Annotated in this window: 17 protein-coding genes and 1 other RNA gene; 10 read left to right on the plus strand and 8 right to left on the minus strand. The window is 45.1% G+C overall.

The annotated features are described in order from the left end of the window. Window positions 1–127 precede the first annotated feature (127 nt). The 3 genes from NST33_RS10000 to NST33_RS10010 form a co-directional block, all read right to left on the minus strand. On the minus strand, window positions 128–1,309 hold the full coding sequence (locus NST33_RS10000; protein WP_221823357.1) for a putative glycoside hydrolase: 1,182 nt from the start codon (window positions 1,307–1,309) through the stop codon (window positions 128–130). 162 nt (window positions 1,310–1,471) lie between these two features. Further along, complete coding sequence (locus NST33_RS10005; protein WP_029880762.1) at window positions 1,472–1,660, minus strand: hypothetical protein; 189 nt, start codon at window positions 1,658–1,660, stop codon at window positions 1,472–1,474. Window positions 1,661–1,834: 174 nt separating this feature from the next. After that, on the minus strand, window positions 1,835–2,656 hold the full coding sequence (locus tag NST33_RS10010) for a YitT family protein (RefSeq protein WP_221823359.1): 822 nt from the start codon (window positions 2,654–2,656) through the stop codon (window positions 1,835–1,837). A 305-nt stretch (window positions 2,657–2,961) separates the two neighbouring features. Here NST33_RS10010 and NST33_RS10015 point away from each other — a divergent pair, with 305 nt between their 5' ends. From NST33_RS10015 to NST33_RS10030, 4 genes are all read left to right on the plus strand, one after another. Next, complete coding sequence (locus tag NST33_RS10015) at window positions 2,962–4,557, plus strand: DEAD/DEAH box helicase (protein WP_076209022.1); 1,596 nt, start codon at window positions 2,962–2,964, stop codon at window positions 4,555–4,557. A gap of 218 nt (window positions 4,558–4,775) precedes the next feature. After that, a complete protein-coding gene (locus NST33_RS10020) occupies window positions 4,776–5,588 on the plus strand; it encodes a DUF624 domain-containing protein (protein WP_221823361.1) in 813 nt (270 codons plus the stop codon). A gap of 51 nt (window positions 5,589–5,639) precedes the next feature. After that, window positions 5,640–5,831: non-coding RNA, 6S RNA (gene ssrS, locus NST33_RS10025), on the plus strand. Between the two features lie 181 nt (window positions 5,832–6,012). Further along, on the plus strand, window positions 6,013–6,405 hold the full coding sequence (locus tag NST33_RS10030) for a DUF1499 domain-containing protein (RefSeq protein WP_017689382.1): 393 nt from the start codon (window positions 6,013–6,015) through the stop codon (window positions 6,403–6,405). A gap of 72 nt (window positions 6,406–6,477) precedes the next feature. Here the strand turns inward: NST33_RS10030 and tpx are convergent, their stop codons facing one another. Next, window positions 6,478–6,996 (minus strand): thiol peroxidase, encoded by a 519-nt coding sequence (gene tpx, locus NST33_RS10035; RefSeq protein ID WP_036609653.1) that lies wholly within the window; start codon window positions 6,994–6,996, stop codon window positions 6,478–6,480. 148 nt (window positions 6,997–7,144) lie between these two features. Here tpx and NST33_RS10040 point away from each other — a divergent pair, with 148 nt between their 5' ends. Then, window positions 7,145–7,771, plus strand: a complete 627-nt coding sequence (locus NST33_RS10040) for a rhomboid family intramembrane serine protease (RefSeq protein ID WP_036670140.1) — start codon at window positions 7,145–7,147, stop codon at window positions 7,769–7,771. A 69-nt stretch (window positions 7,772–7,840) separates the two neighbouring features. Next, window positions 7,841–8,752, plus strand: coding sequence for a LysR family transcriptional regulator (locus tag NST33_RS10045; RefSeq protein WP_036609648.1), 912 nt, complete (start codon window positions 7,841–7,843; stop codon window positions 8,750–8,752). Window positions 8,753–8,796: 44 nt separating this feature from the next. On the opposite strand, the gene NST33_RS10050 is transcribed toward NST33_RS10045, so the two are convergent. Together NST33_RS10050 and NST33_RS10055 are read right to left on the minus strand one after the other, a co-directional pair. Further along, window positions 8,797–9,477 carry a zinc metallopeptidase gene (locus NST33_RS10050; protein ID WP_036609646.1) on the minus strand — a complete coding sequence of 227 codons (681 nt, stop codon included), beginning with the start codon at window positions 9,475–9,477 and terminating at the stop codon, window positions 8,797–8,799. A 28-nt stretch (window positions 9,478–9,505) separates the two neighbouring features. After that, complete coding sequence (locus NST33_RS10055; RefSeq protein WP_076209500.1) at window positions 9,506–9,934, minus strand: MerR family transcriptional regulator; 429 nt, start codon at window positions 9,932–9,934, stop codon at window positions 9,506–9,508. 352 nt (window positions 9,935–10,286) lie between these two features. Here NST33_RS10055 and NST33_RS10060 point away from each other — a divergent pair, with 352 nt between their 5' ends. The 3 genes from NST33_RS10060 to NST33_RS10070 are packed head-to-tail and all read left to right on the plus strand — an operon-like array spanning window position 10,287 to window position 13,548. After that, window positions 10,287–11,687, plus strand: a complete 1,401-nt coding sequence (locus tag NST33_RS10060) for an ammonium transporter (protein WP_221823363.1) — start codon at window positions 10,287–10,289, stop codon at window positions 11,685–11,687. Window positions 11,688–11,725: 38 nt separating this feature from the next. After that, window positions 11,726–12,814, plus strand: a complete 1,089-nt coding sequence (locus NST33_RS10065) for a DUF294 nucleotidyltransferase-like domain-containing protein (RefSeq protein WP_339307777.1) — start codon at window positions 11,726–11,728, stop codon at window positions 12,812–12,814. Continuing rightward, entirely contained in the window at window positions 12,811–13,548 is a 738-nt protein-coding gene (locus tag NST33_RS10070; protein ID WP_017689374.1) for an exonuclease domain-containing protein, read from the plus strand. The genes NST33_RS10065 and NST33_RS10070 overlap by 4 nt, the downstream gene beginning before the upstream one ends. On the opposite strand, the gene NST33_RS10075 is transcribed toward NST33_RS10070, so the two are convergent. Then, window positions 13,534–14,025 (minus strand): Mov34/MPN/PAD-1 family protein, encoded by a 492-nt coding sequence (locus NST33_RS10075; protein ID WP_339307779.1) that lies wholly within the window; start codon window positions 14,023–14,025, stop codon window positions 13,534–13,536. The two genes, NST33_RS10070 and NST33_RS10075, sit on opposite strands and share 15 nt — an antisense overlap. A gap of 226 nt (window positions 14,026–14,251) precedes the next feature. Between NST33_RS10075 and NST33_RS10080 the strand changes: the two genes are divergently transcribed. Then, window positions 14,252–14,803 (plus strand): TlpA disulfide reductase family protein, encoded by a 552-nt coding sequence (locus tag NST33_RS10080; protein WP_221823370.1) that lies wholly within the window; start codon window positions 14,252–14,254, stop codon window positions 14,801–14,803. A 122-nt stretch (window positions 14,804–14,925) separates the two neighbouring features. On the opposite strand, the gene cimA is transcribed toward NST33_RS10080, so the two are convergent. Further along, window positions 14,926–16,545 (minus strand): citramalate synthase, encoded by a 1,620-nt coding sequence (gene cimA, locus NST33_RS10085; protein ID WP_100529309.1) that lies wholly within the window; start codon window positions 16,543–16,545, stop codon window positions 14,926–14,928. Window positions 16,546–16,847: the final 302 nt, after the last annotated feature.

Below are 16,847 nucleotides of genomic sequence, written 5' to 3' on the forward strand. Positions count from 1 at the left end.
TTTTGTCCGTTTTGGATAGGGACAGATACAGAGGAGAGGCACTCCGAGAAAAATGAACACCAAAAAACCTCGCTCCGCTTCAAGCAGAACGAGGTTGGATGAAATGAGAAGTATGAAAGAGTGCGGATTACTTATATTGTACACCTGAGGAATATCGGTTGGACGCATTCCAGAGCAGATATTCATGTACATCCATGTCCTTCATCGCTCTGATCTGATCTTCCACTTGTTTCTTGCCATACTTGATATAATGCCCACTTCCCAGCCAACTTGCTGTGAAGTCCTGAATCCACGGACGAATGACAGGTTTGAGCTCTTTGGTAGGGTCCAGTTTCTTATGTGTATCTTCCATTGAACCCTTGATGGTTGTGTAAGGATCTTTGTCAGGGTCCTTGACCCCGTACCAGCCAGTTGAATAGTGACTAGGGTATACCATCGGTGAGATCACGTCCACATTTTCGGATATTTTAACAAAATCCTGTCCAATGCCTTCAGCCGCAGGTACGGAAGCTGCATAACCGAAAATATCAACCGAGACACGCACACCTAACGGTGCCAGCTCTTTGCGTGCATATTGCACGAATTCAGCTACAACATCGACCCGGGACTTGTCAGATTTGGTGTATTTGAGTACATCAGCACGAGTTTCGAAACCTTCCGGGAAACGAACGTAGTCAAATTGAATCTCTTTGAATCCAAGTTTGGCCGCTTCCTTGGCGATTTCGATATTATAGTCCCATACTTCCTTGCTGTATGGATTCACGAAGCTGTCGCCTTTGCCATTCGCCCAAACCGATCCATCCTTGTTGCGGAAAGAAAGCTCCGGATTCTTCTTCGCAAGAATTGTGTCTTTGAATACAACGACACGTGCAATCGGGTAGACCTCATGTTTTTGCAATCGTTTCATCAAGGCATCGATATCCCGAATAAAAGGTTGGGATTTACCCATTTTCTGAAGCGCTTTGTTTTCTGTGGGATAAGTTATGTATCCGAGATCGTCTTTGATATCAATGACCATGGCATTCAGTTCTGTACTGTCTGTCAGCTCCAGCAATTCTTTCATGCGTGCGCCGCCGGCACTGTATGCCGTTACATAGATACCTTTGACGACGGGGGCATCAGGTTGAGGGTCTGTTTTAGCAGGTGGATTATCGGCATCGATAACAACCTGATCTTTTTGAGATTGGATAATTGCGGTGTTAAAACTGTTGGTTAACGATTGGAATTGAGGATTTCCCTGATCTGCCACTGCCGGAGCAACACCAAAGCCTCCAAAGGCCATAGCCAGTAAAGCCCAAAACATGTTCATTCATTTCCACTCCCTTATGTGTGCATTCCATGTATGAATTATACATTAAAGCCTCTGGGCTTTTAACCATATTAATCAAGTAATGAAACACATGGAAAAAATGAAAACCGCTTCCTGCTGAGGAAATCCCCTGCAAGAAGCGGCGTGATCAATCTGAAAAAATTATTGAATGTAAATCTCATTTTGATGCTCACAAATACTGTACTGAATGATTTCCATTGCGTCTCCCTGTTCCAGGATGCCCAGCCCATCCCGGAGGACAATCAGTGAGTCGAGTTCATTCGGTTTCAAGAAAGGGAGCATTTCCGGGCACCATCTGTTGACAATCTCAAACAGTTTTACCGTTTCCATATCCACAATAATCACCCTCTCCTACTCGAATTCCAAAATGGTAAGTCATTCGGCGCGATTCGGGAAAGCATATGGCCTGTGAAATTGAAGGGTTGAACCTGCTATACAACATATTTAGGAGCCGTACACCGTTATTATACCACAATGTTGTGAATTGTTAACCGTACAGGTGTCTCAACTTCTGCGGAATGAGCCCATAACACCAACCGTTTCCACAATGTTAACAAAAGCGTTTGGATCTGTATCCTTGATAATACGTTTAATTTCAACCAACTCATAGCGGGTGGTTACGGTCATGAGCATGTCCTTTTCAATATCCGTGTATGCTCCCTGAGTCTTAATTTTGGTAACTCCACGAGGCCGAATAAGTAATTTTTTTAACATGGCTTCGGTTTCGTTAGTAATGATGTACAGTGTTACTTTGACGTGACTGATATGGATCAGATCGAGCACTTTGCCTGTAATGTAGATGGATACCATCGAGGCCAAGGCTGTGTTCCAATTGTCACTCAGGTATCCTGCTAGCATAATGATGGTACCGTTCATGCCTGCCATCACTGTACCAATCGGAAAGTCTCGTTTTCGCGTGAAAATGGACCCAACAATGTCGAGTCCTCCTGTGGAGCCGCCGACTCGGAAGGAAACGCCTGTGCCCATTCCAATAAGGACACCGCCAAATACAGAACTAAGTAAAGGGTCTGTAGCCACAGCAAAAACAGGCAGAAGCGCAATGAACCAGGAAGTGGCTGCTACCGAAAGAATACTTAATGTAATGAAGCGTCGTCCAAGAATAAACCAACCTGCAATGAGCAGGGGAATGTTAAGAACAAAATACATTATACTAAGATTCAACGTTGTAAAATAACCCAGAAGCATTGAAATACCGGACACCCCGCCGCTTAAAAGCTGATGGGGGACCAAAAACCAGTTAAAGCCGCAGGCAATAGCTGCAGCACCCAAAATGATCACTAAAGAGTGCCAAATTATTTTGGGCAATTTAATCACCTCATTTATATTTAAAACCAGATTGCTGGTAATCTTGAATTGTTTTGTGATATAATAATTTGTGGATATTCTTGAGTAGGAAACTTTTCCTAAATGGAGCAATAAAATTTTGAAATGTTTCAAACACATGTATGTAGTTTTAGTCTTATGTTGGGGACCCATTCATGGAATTATATTCGTTAGTGAAAATAATTCGTCCCGTTGGGATACCCTATAAATATTAACGCTACTTAAGAATACAGACAACAAAGTGGATTGTCCACCATGTCCACCATATAAAAGGAGCATGAATAATTTTGACAAATTTAAACTTTACAGATTTCAATCTTGAACCACTGGTGCTGCAAGCCATCACTGAGCTCGGGTTTGAAGAAGCAACACCGATCCAATCCAAAGCGATTCCTTTGGCACTCGAAGGCAGAGATTTGATTGGTCAAGCTCAAACAGGTACGGGTAAAACAGCTGCATTCGGTATTCCGTTGATCAGCAAAATCTCAAAAAGTGACGAGAAAATCCGCGCCCTTATTATGGCACCTACACGTGAACTTGCAATTCAAGTTGCTGAAGAGATCGAAAAACTTACTCGCTTCAAAGGTCTTCGCTCCCTGCCAATCTACGGCGGACAAGATATCGTGCGTCAAATCCGTGCACTGAAAAGAAAACCACAAATCATCATTGGTACACCTGGACGTCTCCTTGACCACATCAACCGCAAAACAATCAAACTAGATGATGTACAAACTGTTGTACTGGATGAAGCAGATGAAATGCTTGACATGGGTTTCATGGAGGATATCCAATCCATCCTGAAACAAGTTCCAGACGAGCGCCAAACCATGCTGTTCTCAGCAACAATGCCTCCTAACATTCAAAAATTGGCACAACAATTCTTGAACAATCCTGAACACATTTCTGTGATTCCGAAACATGTTAGTGCACCATTGATTGACCAATCCTATATCGAAGTACCTGAGCGTCAAAAATTCGAAGCATTGAGCCGTTTGTTGGATATGGAATCTCCTGAACTGGCGATCGTATTCGGACGTACAAAACGTCGTGTTGACGAATTGGCTGAAGCTTTGCAAAAACGTGGATATTCTGCAGACGGTCTTCATGGTGACTTGTCCCAGAATCAACGTGATGCGGTAATGCGTAAGTTCCGTGACGGCAGCATTGACGTACTCGTTGCAACAGACGTAGCTGCACGTGGTCTCGACGTATCTGGCGTAACCCACGTTGTTAACTTTGACCTTCCGCAAGATCCGGAGAGTTATGTTCACCGTATCGGTCGTACAGGTCGTGCGGGTAAAGAGGGTGCTGCTTGGTCCTTCGTTACACCGCGTGAGATTGATCACTTGCACTTCATCGAGCGTGTAACACGTCACCGTATTCCACGTAAACCACTGCCAACAATGGCAGAAGCGGTTGAAGGTAAACAACGTTTGACAGCAGAGCGCTTGCTGGAAATCGTACAATCAGGCGAACTGAACGAATACAAAGGTATCGCGATTCAAATGCTTGAGCAGTATGATTCTGTTCAACTGTTGTCGGCTGCACTGAAGCTCCTGACAGGTGACAAGAAAGATGCTCAAGTTGATCTGACTCCTGAAGATCCAATCCGTGCAAAACGTCGTAAACCGGATGTTCGCTCTGGCGGACGTAAACCATCAGGTTACAGCGGTAACCGCACAAGTGGTAGCGGCGGCAGTGGTGGTGGTTACAACCGCGATCGCAACAGCAGTGGTGGCGGACGCGGCGGTTACAACCGTGATCGTAACAGCGGCAGCAGCACTGGCGGTGGAAGCAGAGAAGGTGGTTACAACCGTGACCGCAAACCGCGTCCAAGCAGCAACGAAGGACGTCGTCCAGCGAAAGATTCTTCATTCGAGTAATATAAACGTATGATCTGAAAAATGGAGCGGGCAACTGCTCCATTTTTTTATTTTCAAAGTGACTGCATCATTTTATTTTACTATCAGAAGCGGTCAGAAGCGCTAGCTAAGGGTAATGACGATCTGTTTTCGGGAAGTGCTGGCTTTTCCTATATATAATAAGGTATATTAATATTAGACTTCAGGTAATACGCAAGGCTGCAGAGGAGGAGAAATGTTTGGAATTTAAAGGAGCTATGGGTGGGATCTACCGGCTTACAGAGTGGATTACGAGACTGGCCGCAACCAATCTGTTGTGGGCTATTTGTTCGTCTCCGTTCTTGTTTTTCTTGATTATGAAACTGCTCGTGATGCAGCAGAACCTCGCAAATGAATCATTGCAAATGAACTGGGCTATAGCTATTGTGGCACCGCTTACACTGTTCCCGGCGACTTCGGCGCTGTTTACGGTTGTTCGTAAATGGAATATGGGCGATACGGATGTACCGATCTTCCGTACTTTCTTTGTAGGTTACAAGGAAAACTACAAGCAAAGTTTAATTGGGGGCATTTTTTACACACTGCTGTTCGCGATTATGTATCTGGATTATACCGTGTACATGACGCAGTTCCGCAATATGCAGCTCGTAGGAATCATCATGTTAGTACTGCTTCTCTTGTTATTTGTATCACTCTTTAACTTTTTCTCGATGGTTGTACATTATCATATGTCCATCGGACTCATTATCAAAAACGCGGTATTGCTTACGCTGATCAGACCATTCCGTGTATTTTCCACATTGCTGGGAAGTGGATTGCTGTTCTACATCGGTTTCCGTTATCCGGTTTTGTTCGTTTTCTTCATTATCAGCATCATTGCTTGGTTCGCTTTCTTTAACTTCTACGCAACCTTCAACAAGATGCAGGAGCAGATGGAGAAGATGCAACTCAAGAAGGAAGAAGAGGAAGCTGCTGCGCTGGCTGAACAATCAGCAGAGAATGGTGAAACATCTGAGCCATCAGACGACAAAAACATTACATTGCACAAATAAAACATGATGGATCGCCATTTACTTTTTACACAGTTAGGGATATAATAATTGTACATCCTGCGATGTACGTTTCGGTTATTCGTTGTTTTGAACCAATGATGATGTCTTCGGGAGATCAACACAGAATGTTGCTGAAAAGCCCTGTCTATACGACATGGGGACTTCAAAAAGCATTTTTGCGGTCACCCACCTGCCAAGCAGGTTCATAAGACAATGTAGCCGGACGGCATAGGCGGGTTCCTAAATTTTATGTACAGCACCCTGACTTTTCCTCTTCAGAAGGAATTTCAGGGTGTTTTTAAGTTGTGATGAATGTTTTTGATTGGTTTTATGATAAATATGATGCTTGCCCTTTTGTTACTACTTGAACAATGTTACACTAAGATACATAAATGGAACGGTTACTATCAAAGGAGGAAGGGTCTTGACCTTAAAGAGAACGCTCGTCGGTATCATCCGCAGCATGGAGGGGACCAGCGATCGAGCCAAGGATCCCAAATTAAAAACACGGTATTATAACTTATCCAAAGACAGAGCCTGGGAAGAGGTCTCTTCGACACTCAAAAAGATTCCGGGTTATAAAGTACTGCACGAAGTGCCTTCTGTTGGAGAAGTTATTCTGGAGAAGCGGACTACCTTTGGACGGACGATGGACATTACAGTTTCCATTATCTCGGTAAGTCCTGTTCGTAGTGCAGTGGATATGTATTCAGCTTCCCGTGGTTCACTTGGAGACTTGGGCTCTAACTATCGCACGATCATGAACTTATTCTCTGTACTGGATAAAAAGCTAAGCAAGTATAAAGCAAATGATTGAAATAGATGATAAATAACAAAAAGCGAGAGAAGGTTAACCTTCCTCGCTTTTGTTCTGAACGTATGATTACTTCTACAGCAAAGCTTTTACAGCTGCAATCGCTTGTTCGAAGTTAGGGGAGTCTGTCATTTCAGGCAGATACTCCACATATGTAATCCGGTCTTCGGCATCCAGAACAAAAATGGAGCGCATGTCGAGTTGGAATTCTTTGATCAGAACGCCGTAGTCTTCACCGAAAGAACGTGTTTTGTAGTCTGACAATGTAACTACGCGGTCAACACCAGCTGCTCCACACCAACGGGCCTGAGCGAACGGAAGGTCAACGCTTACTGTCAAGACAACAACATTGTCTCCGAGTTCTCCAGCTTCCACGTTGAAACGACGAGTTTGCGCATCGCATACGCCAGTATCCAGGGAAGGAACAACGCTGATTAATTTGATTTTGCCTGCGAAGTCTTTCAGAGAAGCATCTTCAACCAGGTTCTTGCTCAGTGTAAAATCAGGTGCTTGATCGCCCACTTTCAGTTCGGGTCCGATCAATGTAATAGGGTTGCCTTTAAATGTGGCTGCGCCTGTACGTTCTTGTGTCATAATAATGTTCCTCCTTATAAATTGGTGATCCGTGCCAAAATCCATTATAATCTTTTATGAAAGGCATTGTCCAATTCGGACATGTACCATTACGATGGATCAGAGATGTAAGTCCGATCTGAACAGGGTGGAGTGAAAGAAGAAATTTATGATATTTATTCGCTATGAGAACTGGAAAGGTTATTTGAAGTATTTCCCTTTGACGTCGCTTTTTTTAATTGCCAATGTAGTCATGTTTATTGTGTTAACGGTGAACGGTGGATCAACGAACAATATGGTGCTGCTGAAATTCGGGGCACTTACGAATCATGAACTGTTCGCGCATGAATGGTGGCGTTACATTACATCCATGTTCCTGCATGCGGGCTTCGGTCATTTATTGTTTAACAGCTTTGCGTTAATTGTATTTGCTCCACCGATGGAGCGGTTGCTCGGGTCGGTAAGGTATGGTGTATTGTACCTGGGTGGCGGTGTATTGGGTAATATTCTTGCTGTAGCGTGGTACAACTCGGTTGGGAGTATTACCATCTCGGTAGGTGCTTCAGGAGCGATCTATGCCGTCTATGGTGCATTCCTGTATGTAGCGCTGTTCCAGCGAACGATGATGGACGAGGCTTCGCGCAAAACGATGTACACATTGCTTTTATTCGGGATCATATTCTCCTTTGCCATGTCGGGCATCAACTGGATGGCTCACCTTGGCGGATTGTTGGGTGGGTTCTTTATTTACGGACTGTTGATCAGATTGTGGAAACCCCGTAGCTTAAAGCGGTAGTCAGAACGTTCTCAAGATGGAATGCAATCAAGGATAAGTAGGGTATAACAGATTGGAGCGATCAGGCGAGTGGAATTAAGACAGTTGCATTACTTTTTGAAAGTGGCACAGAAGGAACATGTAACACAGGCTGCTGAAGAGTTGCATGTGGCACAGTCGGCGGTGAGTCGTCAGATTCATCAGCTGGAAGAAGAACTGGGCGTGGACCTTTTTATGCAAAAGGGGCGAAATCTGCAGTTGACTGCAGTAGGGCAGCTTTTTTGCAAACGAATTGAAGGTATCTTGAAAGATTTGGACAAGGCAGTCGGGGAAGTTCATGAGTTTCTGGACCCGGAGCATGGAGAGATTCGAATTGGATTTCCGCATAGCCTGGGGATACATCTCATTCCTTCCGTGGTGGCAGCTTTCCGTCAGCGTTACCCCAACGTGAAATTCAGATTCAAGCAGGGGATGTTCCCTACACTGATTCGTGATGTGTTATCCGGAGAGGTAGACTTGGCATTTATTTCTCCTTTTCCAGAGAAGCATGATCAAGTGGATGGAGATATAGTACTCACGGAAGAATTACATGCCATCCTTCCTCCTAATCACCCGTTAGCTGGTGAAGAGACAATTGCACTTGAACAACTCAAGGATGATAAATTTGTACTGTTTAGCAAAGGTTATTCTCTTCGTCCTATTGTGTGGCATGCCTGTCTGGAAGCTGGTTTTACACCCAAGATCGCTTTTGAAGGGGAAGAGACCGACACCATCCGCGGATTGGTCGCTGCGGGCATGGGGGTCAGTCTGCTGCCTGAGATGGCGTTATTCCAGACGAATCCGTTGCAACCGGCACATGTGGCTATCTCCCATCCAAAAGTAACGCGAACTATCGGGTTAATTCATCGTGCGCATGATAAACTGCCGCTGGTTGCTCAGTCCTTTCGTTCATTCTTGCTTGATTATTTCGGTTTACAACAAAACAATACCCCATCCGATTAACGGTGGGGTATTGTTTTTTGTTTTTTGTTGTATTAAGTATCCAATTAATCGCGGCTGTTGAAGATTCCGATGTAACGAATCAACTCAAGCAGCGAAATCAACGCTGCAGCAACGTAAGTCAAGGCTGCGGCATTCAGAACTTTTGCAACCCCTTTTTCTTCTTCATTACGGATGTACCCTTCGGATACCATAATCTCTCTAGCACGGTTACTTGCATTGAACTCAACCGGTAAAGTGATGAGTTGGAATGCTACAGTTACGGAGAAGAAGATGATACCGATACCTACAAGGTTCATGGCATTGAAGATGAATCCTGCAATCAACAGGAATGGAGCTAATCCGGATGCAAAGTTCACAATTGGGAAGATCCGGTGACGTAGTGCCAGCATCGGATAACTTTCTTTATGCTGAATGGCGTGGCCAACTTCATGACACGCTACCGAAACAGCTGAGATTGAGTTTTCATAATATACTGGTTCCGATAAACGTACAACCCGATTAATCGGATCATAGTGATCAGAGAGTGTACCACGTACAGGTTCAATTGGAACATCATGCAGGCCGTTAGCATCAAGCATCTGGCGAGCGGCATCGTAACCAGTCATTCCGTTCTGGTTCGGTACCTCCGACCAACGTCTAAACGTACCTTTAACGCGAAATTGCGCCCATAAAGAGAGCAAAAAGGCGATAATGATCAATACGAACATACCGTTATTAAAACTCATATTCATTCCTCCGCTTTCTAAGAATAAGCTACATCATGGTGTTCTCAAGCAAGATTTTTAGTGCCTCCATTGTACCGGCACTTTTGGTGAGGAGTCCTGCCATCATTTTACGTGCTTGTACAGGTTTCATCTCTCCAAGTAGCGGTTTGAGTTCGTTAACCTCTCGCTCAAGTTGTTGTACATGAAGCTCCAACGTTGTCAATTTGCTGGCAACTTGTTCTTCTGTACTAACCAGACGCCACTTCTCAAGAGATTGCTTAATCTCGTCGAGACTATACTTCTCTTGTTTCATCTGTACAATACGTTCAAGCCTCGTTAAAGTTTCATTACTATAGAGACGATAATTTTTTTGTGTACGTTCTTCGGGAGAGATTAGTCCAAGCTTTGTGTAATAATCAATCGTCCGTTCACTAACACCAGCGGTCTTGGCAAGTTCGCCAATCCGAAAAAGTTTCATATCCCCAATGATATTCACCTCGCTTGCAAGTTCAAATGTAGGGAATTGTAGTTTCCACTTGTGAATTTCTAGACTACGCCCAATTTTTCTTACTAATAAGTATGATACATGATCTTTAACCGTACAGTCAAACGTTATGCTTTGGCAATCAGCATACTGCATTTCTATATCTATGTACTCATAGAATGTGATTATGTACTTAAGTGCAAGAAAAAGACGTATGACTTTATTCCCAGAAATAATTTTCAGTTTTGATGAAAATACTCTTGTCAACTTTCCTCTCTTCTGCTTATAATGACATTAAGAGTTTCACGTTATGTGAAGAAACTTAACATAAGAGGGAGTGGGGTATATGAGAAAGAAATGGTTGGTTTCCGTGTTAGTAATGCTTACTTTGTTCGCTTTTCCGGTCAGCGCATTTGCGGCTGCGGAGGGCCCGACTAACATTGAACTTCAAAGTGGTTTGAACTCAGCCTTTACGTTTTTGGCTGTTGTACTCGTGTTCTTGATGCAAGGGGGATTTGCTTTACTCGAAGCGGGTTCAACACGAATGAAGAATGCAGGACACATTGCGGGTAAGACCATCCTGACATTGGGAATTTCAGTAATTGCCTTCTGGGCTTTGGGCTTCGGTCTTGGTTTCGGTAATGGTAACAGCTTCTTTGGAACAACAGGATTCTTCCTGAGTGGTGACAAGATGGCTGCTTCCTTCGAATCACTGGCTTTCTCCGATGTTCCACTGACTATTAAATTCGTATTCCACCTCGCTTTTGCGGCGGTATCTCTGGCCATTGCCTGCGGTGGTATGGCTGAACGTGCAAAGATGAGCGTATATATTGTATTCGGTACTCTTTATACCATTATCATGTATCCGGTTGTTGCTCACTGGGTATGGGGCGGCGGCTGGTTGGCTGAGCTGGGTATGCAAGACTTTGCAGGATCGACGGTTGTTCACTTGACTGGTGCAACTGCAGCATTGGTAGCTACCATCTTGTTGAAACCACGTATTGGTAAATATAACAAAGACGGCAAACCCAACATCATTCCAGGTCACAACCAAGTGTATTCCGTACTCGGGGTTATTATCCTCTGGATCGGTTGGTTCGGGTTCAACCCAGGTAGTACATTGTCTGCCATGGGGGATGGATTCTTCGGTTATGTTGCATTAACTACTAACGTAGCTGCAGCAGCTGGTGGTGTTGCTGCGCTGTTGATCTCATGGGCAGTACTTGGTAAGTCCGATATTCCTAGCATGTTAAACGGTGTGCTTGCGGCACTCGTTGCGATTACAGGAGCATGTGCATTCGTTGAACCTTGGGCAGCTCTGGTTATCGGTGCTTTGGCGGGTATCATCACATTCTTCACAGCACAGTACTTCGATCGTAAAGGAATTGACGATCCAATCTACGCTTTCTCCGTGCATGGTATTGCTGGTATGTGGGGTGCGATCTCCACGGGCTTGTTCGCTACTCCTGAACTTGCCGAGAATGCGGGTGTAGGTCAAGCGGGTCTGTTCTATGGCGGTGGATTCCACCAATTGGGCGTACAGCTTCTCGGTCTGGCAGGTGCTTTTGCCTTCGTACTGGTAATGTCCTTCATTATTCTGGGCGGAATGAAAGCGATCATGGGCATCCGTGTTACTGAAGAAGAAGAAACAATGGGTCTGGATATCAGTGAGCACGGTACTTACGGATACCCTGAACAAATGAAAAATGCAGATTCTAAATCCAATGGTGGTACGTTCAGCTCCTGAAGTGAATGATGCTGAATCATGCTTCAAGGAGGCTGGACATGATGGAACCCATCTCGTATACAAACTATTCCTGGTCTTATCAGGGAATCGATGGTGCGGTGTCTTCTCAAGAGCTGCGCCAGGCACGTGTGATATTACAGAACGAGCTCCAGGAATTGTTGTCCGCTTCCTTGTCGCCGATCGAGTGGTACCAAGCGGTAAATGAACTGCATGACCGGATTGCACGGAAAGCAGTAGAGTTATGCATTCAGGGGATGGTTGAGGAAGGCTTCGGCCAACCTCCCGTCCCCTATGCCTTTATCGTATTTGGCAGTTCCGGCAGGGAAGAAGCAACGTTATGGAGTGATCAGGATAATGGCATGATCATTAGCGATACTCCGCATGAAGGTAAGGAAGAATATTTTACTCTGCTCGGACAGCGTATGACGGATATGTTGGAAGAGCTTGGTTACGCCAAGTGCGAAGGCAAAGTCATGTGCTCTGAGCCCCTCTGGAGAAAAACGCTGGCGTCATGGAAGCAACAATTAGCAGATTGGAGCTCGGATCTGAATTGGGAGCCTGTTCGTAATCTGATTATTGCTTCAGACATGCGTTTTGTTGCAGGTGAGCAAAGTCTGGCGGAGGAATGGATCACGATTTTTTATGAACAGTTCAGACTGGTTCCTGAACTTTCGGATGCAGTTCTTCGCAATACGGTTAAACATAAAGCTACATTAAATGTACTTGGACGTGTGGTCACAGAACGATTTGGTGAACATGCAGGCGGATTTGATGTCAAGTATGGTTTGTACATTCCGCTGGTGAACAGTGCCCGTTATTTGGCTTTGCAACATGGGATCAAGGAGTCATCTACGTTAAAAAGAATGGAGAGATTGACTTCACTTGAAGCTGTTCCATTTACATTACTGGATGCATGCCAGCGGGCCTTCTTTGCCGCTTTGAAATTTCGCAGAAGTACACCGGTTGTCATTCAAGGGGATTTGCAACATAGCAGTGGGTTCCTGGATGAGAAACAGATGAAACAAAAGCAGATTCATTATGAGCTCAGGGATACGCTCGGATTGGTACGACGAGTGCATCGTGCTTTGCAAAGACAGTTGCGTTTTGCAGAAAGGAGACGTCCATGAGAGAGCCGGCAAGGGGCAATACAGGATTCTGGAATTCGCTGCGTCAGGGAGGGGTTCCTTCCGCCATCGCTTCCATTATGGGAGCCCCTACGGCGCAACACATGGCGTTTATCCGTTCGATGATGAGAGAACAGCGCAGACCTGAGGTTCTGCATACACCTCTAAATGAGCTGGACGCAGTTGTATTTGATCTGGAAACGACGGGATTTTCACCCCAGCATGGGGATGAGATTATCTCATTTGGTGCGGTCCGTATACATGGTGGTGTAGTTCTGGAAGGAGAACAGTTCTATACGGTGGTGCAGTCCAAGACTGCGGTTCCGGAACATATTACTGAACTTACAGGTATTACACAGGAGATGACGCTGGACGCACCAACTTTGCTGGAAGGGCTGCATGATTTCATGTCTTTTGTAGGTGGAAATGTTCTGATTGCACACGCAAGTGCGCATGACCGAGCCTTTCTGAATGCTGCTCTGTGGCGGACTTCAAAGGTAAGACTGACACATCGTTTAATTGATACGATGATGTTGGCCCGCTGGCTTGAACCAAGCAGGCCGGGGTATGGTCTGGATGAATTGCTGGAATCCAGAGGGATTCCGATCTATGGGCGTCACCATGCACTGGAAGATTCGAAAATGACTGCGCAGTTATGGTCCTGTTATCTGGAGGACATGACTCGTAAAAATGTGGAGACCTTGGGTGATCTGTATACCCAGCTAAGTCACGCATAACGGAACGGGAAGCAGATTGTATGAAGGTACAACACGGTGTGCCGGATCCTGCGATTCCTTCGAGGATTCAATCTTATAACCGTTAAGCTGCATATGAGATCGCAACCCGCTTGTTAAGTCAGGTGAGCCGATGAGGTACATCTGAAGCAAACCGGCGAAGGCCGGAAGAGCTTGCATGTCCTCTAAGGAAGGAACAGGCCTTGTCTGCGGATGAGAATGGAAGATGCCAATGAGCTTAGGCTCGGAGAATACGCACCGAATCCATTCGGCATCGTCCAGAGTAAAATGGTGCAGCGGGTCAGGTGCTACGTTACGAATGGGCTGAAACCGACTGATTCGTATACCGCCCGCTGCGGTTTCACCCAGCATAACCCCGCAGGCTTCTTGTGGCAGCGAAAGGAACATGTGCTTTGACATCTCTTGTTCTACGGAAGAAGGGATGTAGAAGACGTTTTGCTGCCCGTGAAGTGCTGCCATTTGTATTCACCCCTCTCTCTTTGGCTCCTGCTTAGGCAGGAGTCCTTTTTCATTTTATTTTCTGTGATGCGGATTGTAAAATTTTAAAGGAAAAGGGTACAATAATAAAGAGAACATTGGGGAATCATGTTCTGGTGAACTGTCATAGAGCGTGATAAACACTTAGCATGTGCAGAAATTACGGTTTCAGTTTCAATATGCTAATTATATAAAAGGGTGGCGGGTTATGAAACGAAACATATACATACTCCTTGGTGTTGTGTTGCTGGTTGGTATTGCACTGGCCCAGAATAAGGGTGACGGCATTGCAGCCGTCTTTAAGCAGGAAGAACCCATGCCTACAGAGACGGGACCACGTGCGGGTCTTCTGGCGCCTGCTTTTTCTCTGACAGCAATGGATGGGAAGACGTACAGTGTGGGCGGTGCCAAAGATAAGGCCACGTTCGTCAGTTTCTGGGCATCCTGGTGTGAGCCGTGTAAGCAGGAAGCTCCAGAGCTGAATAGAATGGCTGCGAAATACAAGGATAAGCTTGACCTCTACGGTGTTAATGTAACATCATACGATAAACTCAAGGATGCCAAAGCTTTTGTGGATGAGTACCAACTGGCATTCCCTATTCCTCTGGATGAGAAGGGGACTGTGTATGCTCAATACAATGGGGTGGCTTTTCCCACGAATGTTCTGATTGACTCCAGAGGAGTTATACAGGAGATTGTCCTGGGCATATTGCCCGAGAAAGAGTTGGAGCGTAAGATTAAAAAGTTAATTGCGAATTAATTTCTGCAAAGAAACAAAGAAGCCTTTGCATCCATGAATCATGGGTACAGAGGCTTCCTTTTTATTTTCCGGGAAATAAGCGTTAAAAGGTTGTTCAAAAAAAGCTTTTTTGAACATGCATTTTAGTGGTTGCTTATCCCATGAGCAGGAATAGGGAGTGTGCCCGGCTCATCCTGCAATTTTTCTTGAAGCAATGCATAGCGGAAACTGTGAACGAGCGCTTCCCAACTTGCTTCAATGACGTTCTCGGATACACCAACAGTGTTCCATGTGTTCTCCGTATTTTTGGATTCGATCAATACACGAACTTTGGCGGCTGTGGCATCTTTCTCATCCAGTACACGTACTTTGTAGTCCGAGAGGTGCATATTGGCAAGTGAAGGGAAGTATTGCACCAGTGCTTTCCGAAGCGCGTTATCGAGTGCGTTAACTGGACCATTGCCCTCAGCAGCGGTATAAGCGCTTGTTCCAGCGATATTCACTTTGACAAAAGCTTCAGAAACAACGGATTTGCCTGCTGTTTTCTCCACAAGCATTTTGAATGATTCAAACGTGAACAATTCTTTCATGTCACCGTTCGCTTCACGAATTAACAATTCGAGCGAGGCATCTGCACCTTCGAACTGGTAACCCTGATGCTCCAGGTCTTTGATCTTCTCAATAATCTGACGTGAATTGGCACTGCTTGGATCGAACTCAAGCCCCAGTTCCTGTGCTTTGGATACAATGTTACTTTGTCCGGCAAGTTCCGAGACCAGCACACGTTGCTTGTTACCAACCAGTTCAGGCACGATGTGTTCATAGGTACGTGAATCCCGCAGGATGGCAGAGACGTGAATCCCACCTTTGTGAGCAAAAGCAGCATTGCCGACATAAGGCTGATTAATCGGCATATTCACATTGGCAATCTCGCTAACATAACGAGCCACGTTTGTAAGTTGTCTCATGGAATCTTCAGTAACACATTCATAACCAAGTTTCAGTTGCAGGTTCGGGATAATGGATGCGAGATTGGCGTTACCGCAACGCTCTCCATAACCATTCATCGTTCCTTGCACCTGACGGGCTCCGGCTTGTACAGCGCTGAGTGTGTTGGCCACAGCCAGTTCACAATCATTATGTGTATGGATGCCGAGATGTGCATGAGGCAGGCTTCTATGCAATGTGGATACGATCTCGTGCACCTCGTTTGGCATCGTTCCGCCGTTGGTATCACACATAACGAGCCAGTCCGCTCCAGCTTCATGAGCCTTGGTCAAGACCGCTTGAGCATACTCCGGGTTATGTTTGAATCCATCAAAGAAGTGTTCTGCATCAAAGATTACTTCCATACCATTTTGTTTCAGATAGGCGATGGAATCATAGATCATGGACAAGTTTTCTTCCAATGTAGTCTGCAAAGCGGTATGCACATGGAAGTCCCATGATTTACCGACCAAGGTTGCAGCCTGAGCACCAGATTCGATCATGCGCTTCAGGTTGGCATCTTCACTAGCAACGCTGCCTTTACGGCGGGTACTGCCAAAAGCAACAACCTTTGCGTTCAGGTTTAATTCCTTGACTCTTTTGAAAAACTCAATGTCCTTGGTATTGCTGCCGGGAATTCCGCCTTCAATATAATGGACACCCAGGTCATCAAGCTTCTTGGCAATTTTGAGTTTGTCGTCTGCCGATAAGCTGACACCCTCCCCTTGTGTGCCGTCACGTAAAGTCGTATCGAAGATGGAAATGGCCTTTGACATGAAGATCCTCCTTTGAGATAAAGCGCTCTTTTAAAAGTTTGGATTGTAAGTTGGGAAAAGCTGTTAAGTACGTTAGTGGACGAATCCTTCGATTCGGCAACGCTACACTGTGTTAAACTGGGTGCGCTGATTTGTCCTAAAGTCGTCAATTTGTATAATTAATTATTATAGCACCATTATAGCCAAATGCTACATAGAAATCGCAGTTTCATGTAACAATTAACGTATTTTAGAGAAAAAAGAAGGATGTTAATCATAATCCGGATGTATGTTATAATCTATTATTGAGTTTTAATTGGAAT

Origin of the sequence: Paenibacillus sp. FSL L8-0435, from assembly GCF_037965655.1 — a bacterium.
Classification (GTDB): domain Bacteria; phylum Bacillota; class Bacilli; order Paenibacillales; family Paenibacillaceae; genus Paenibacillus.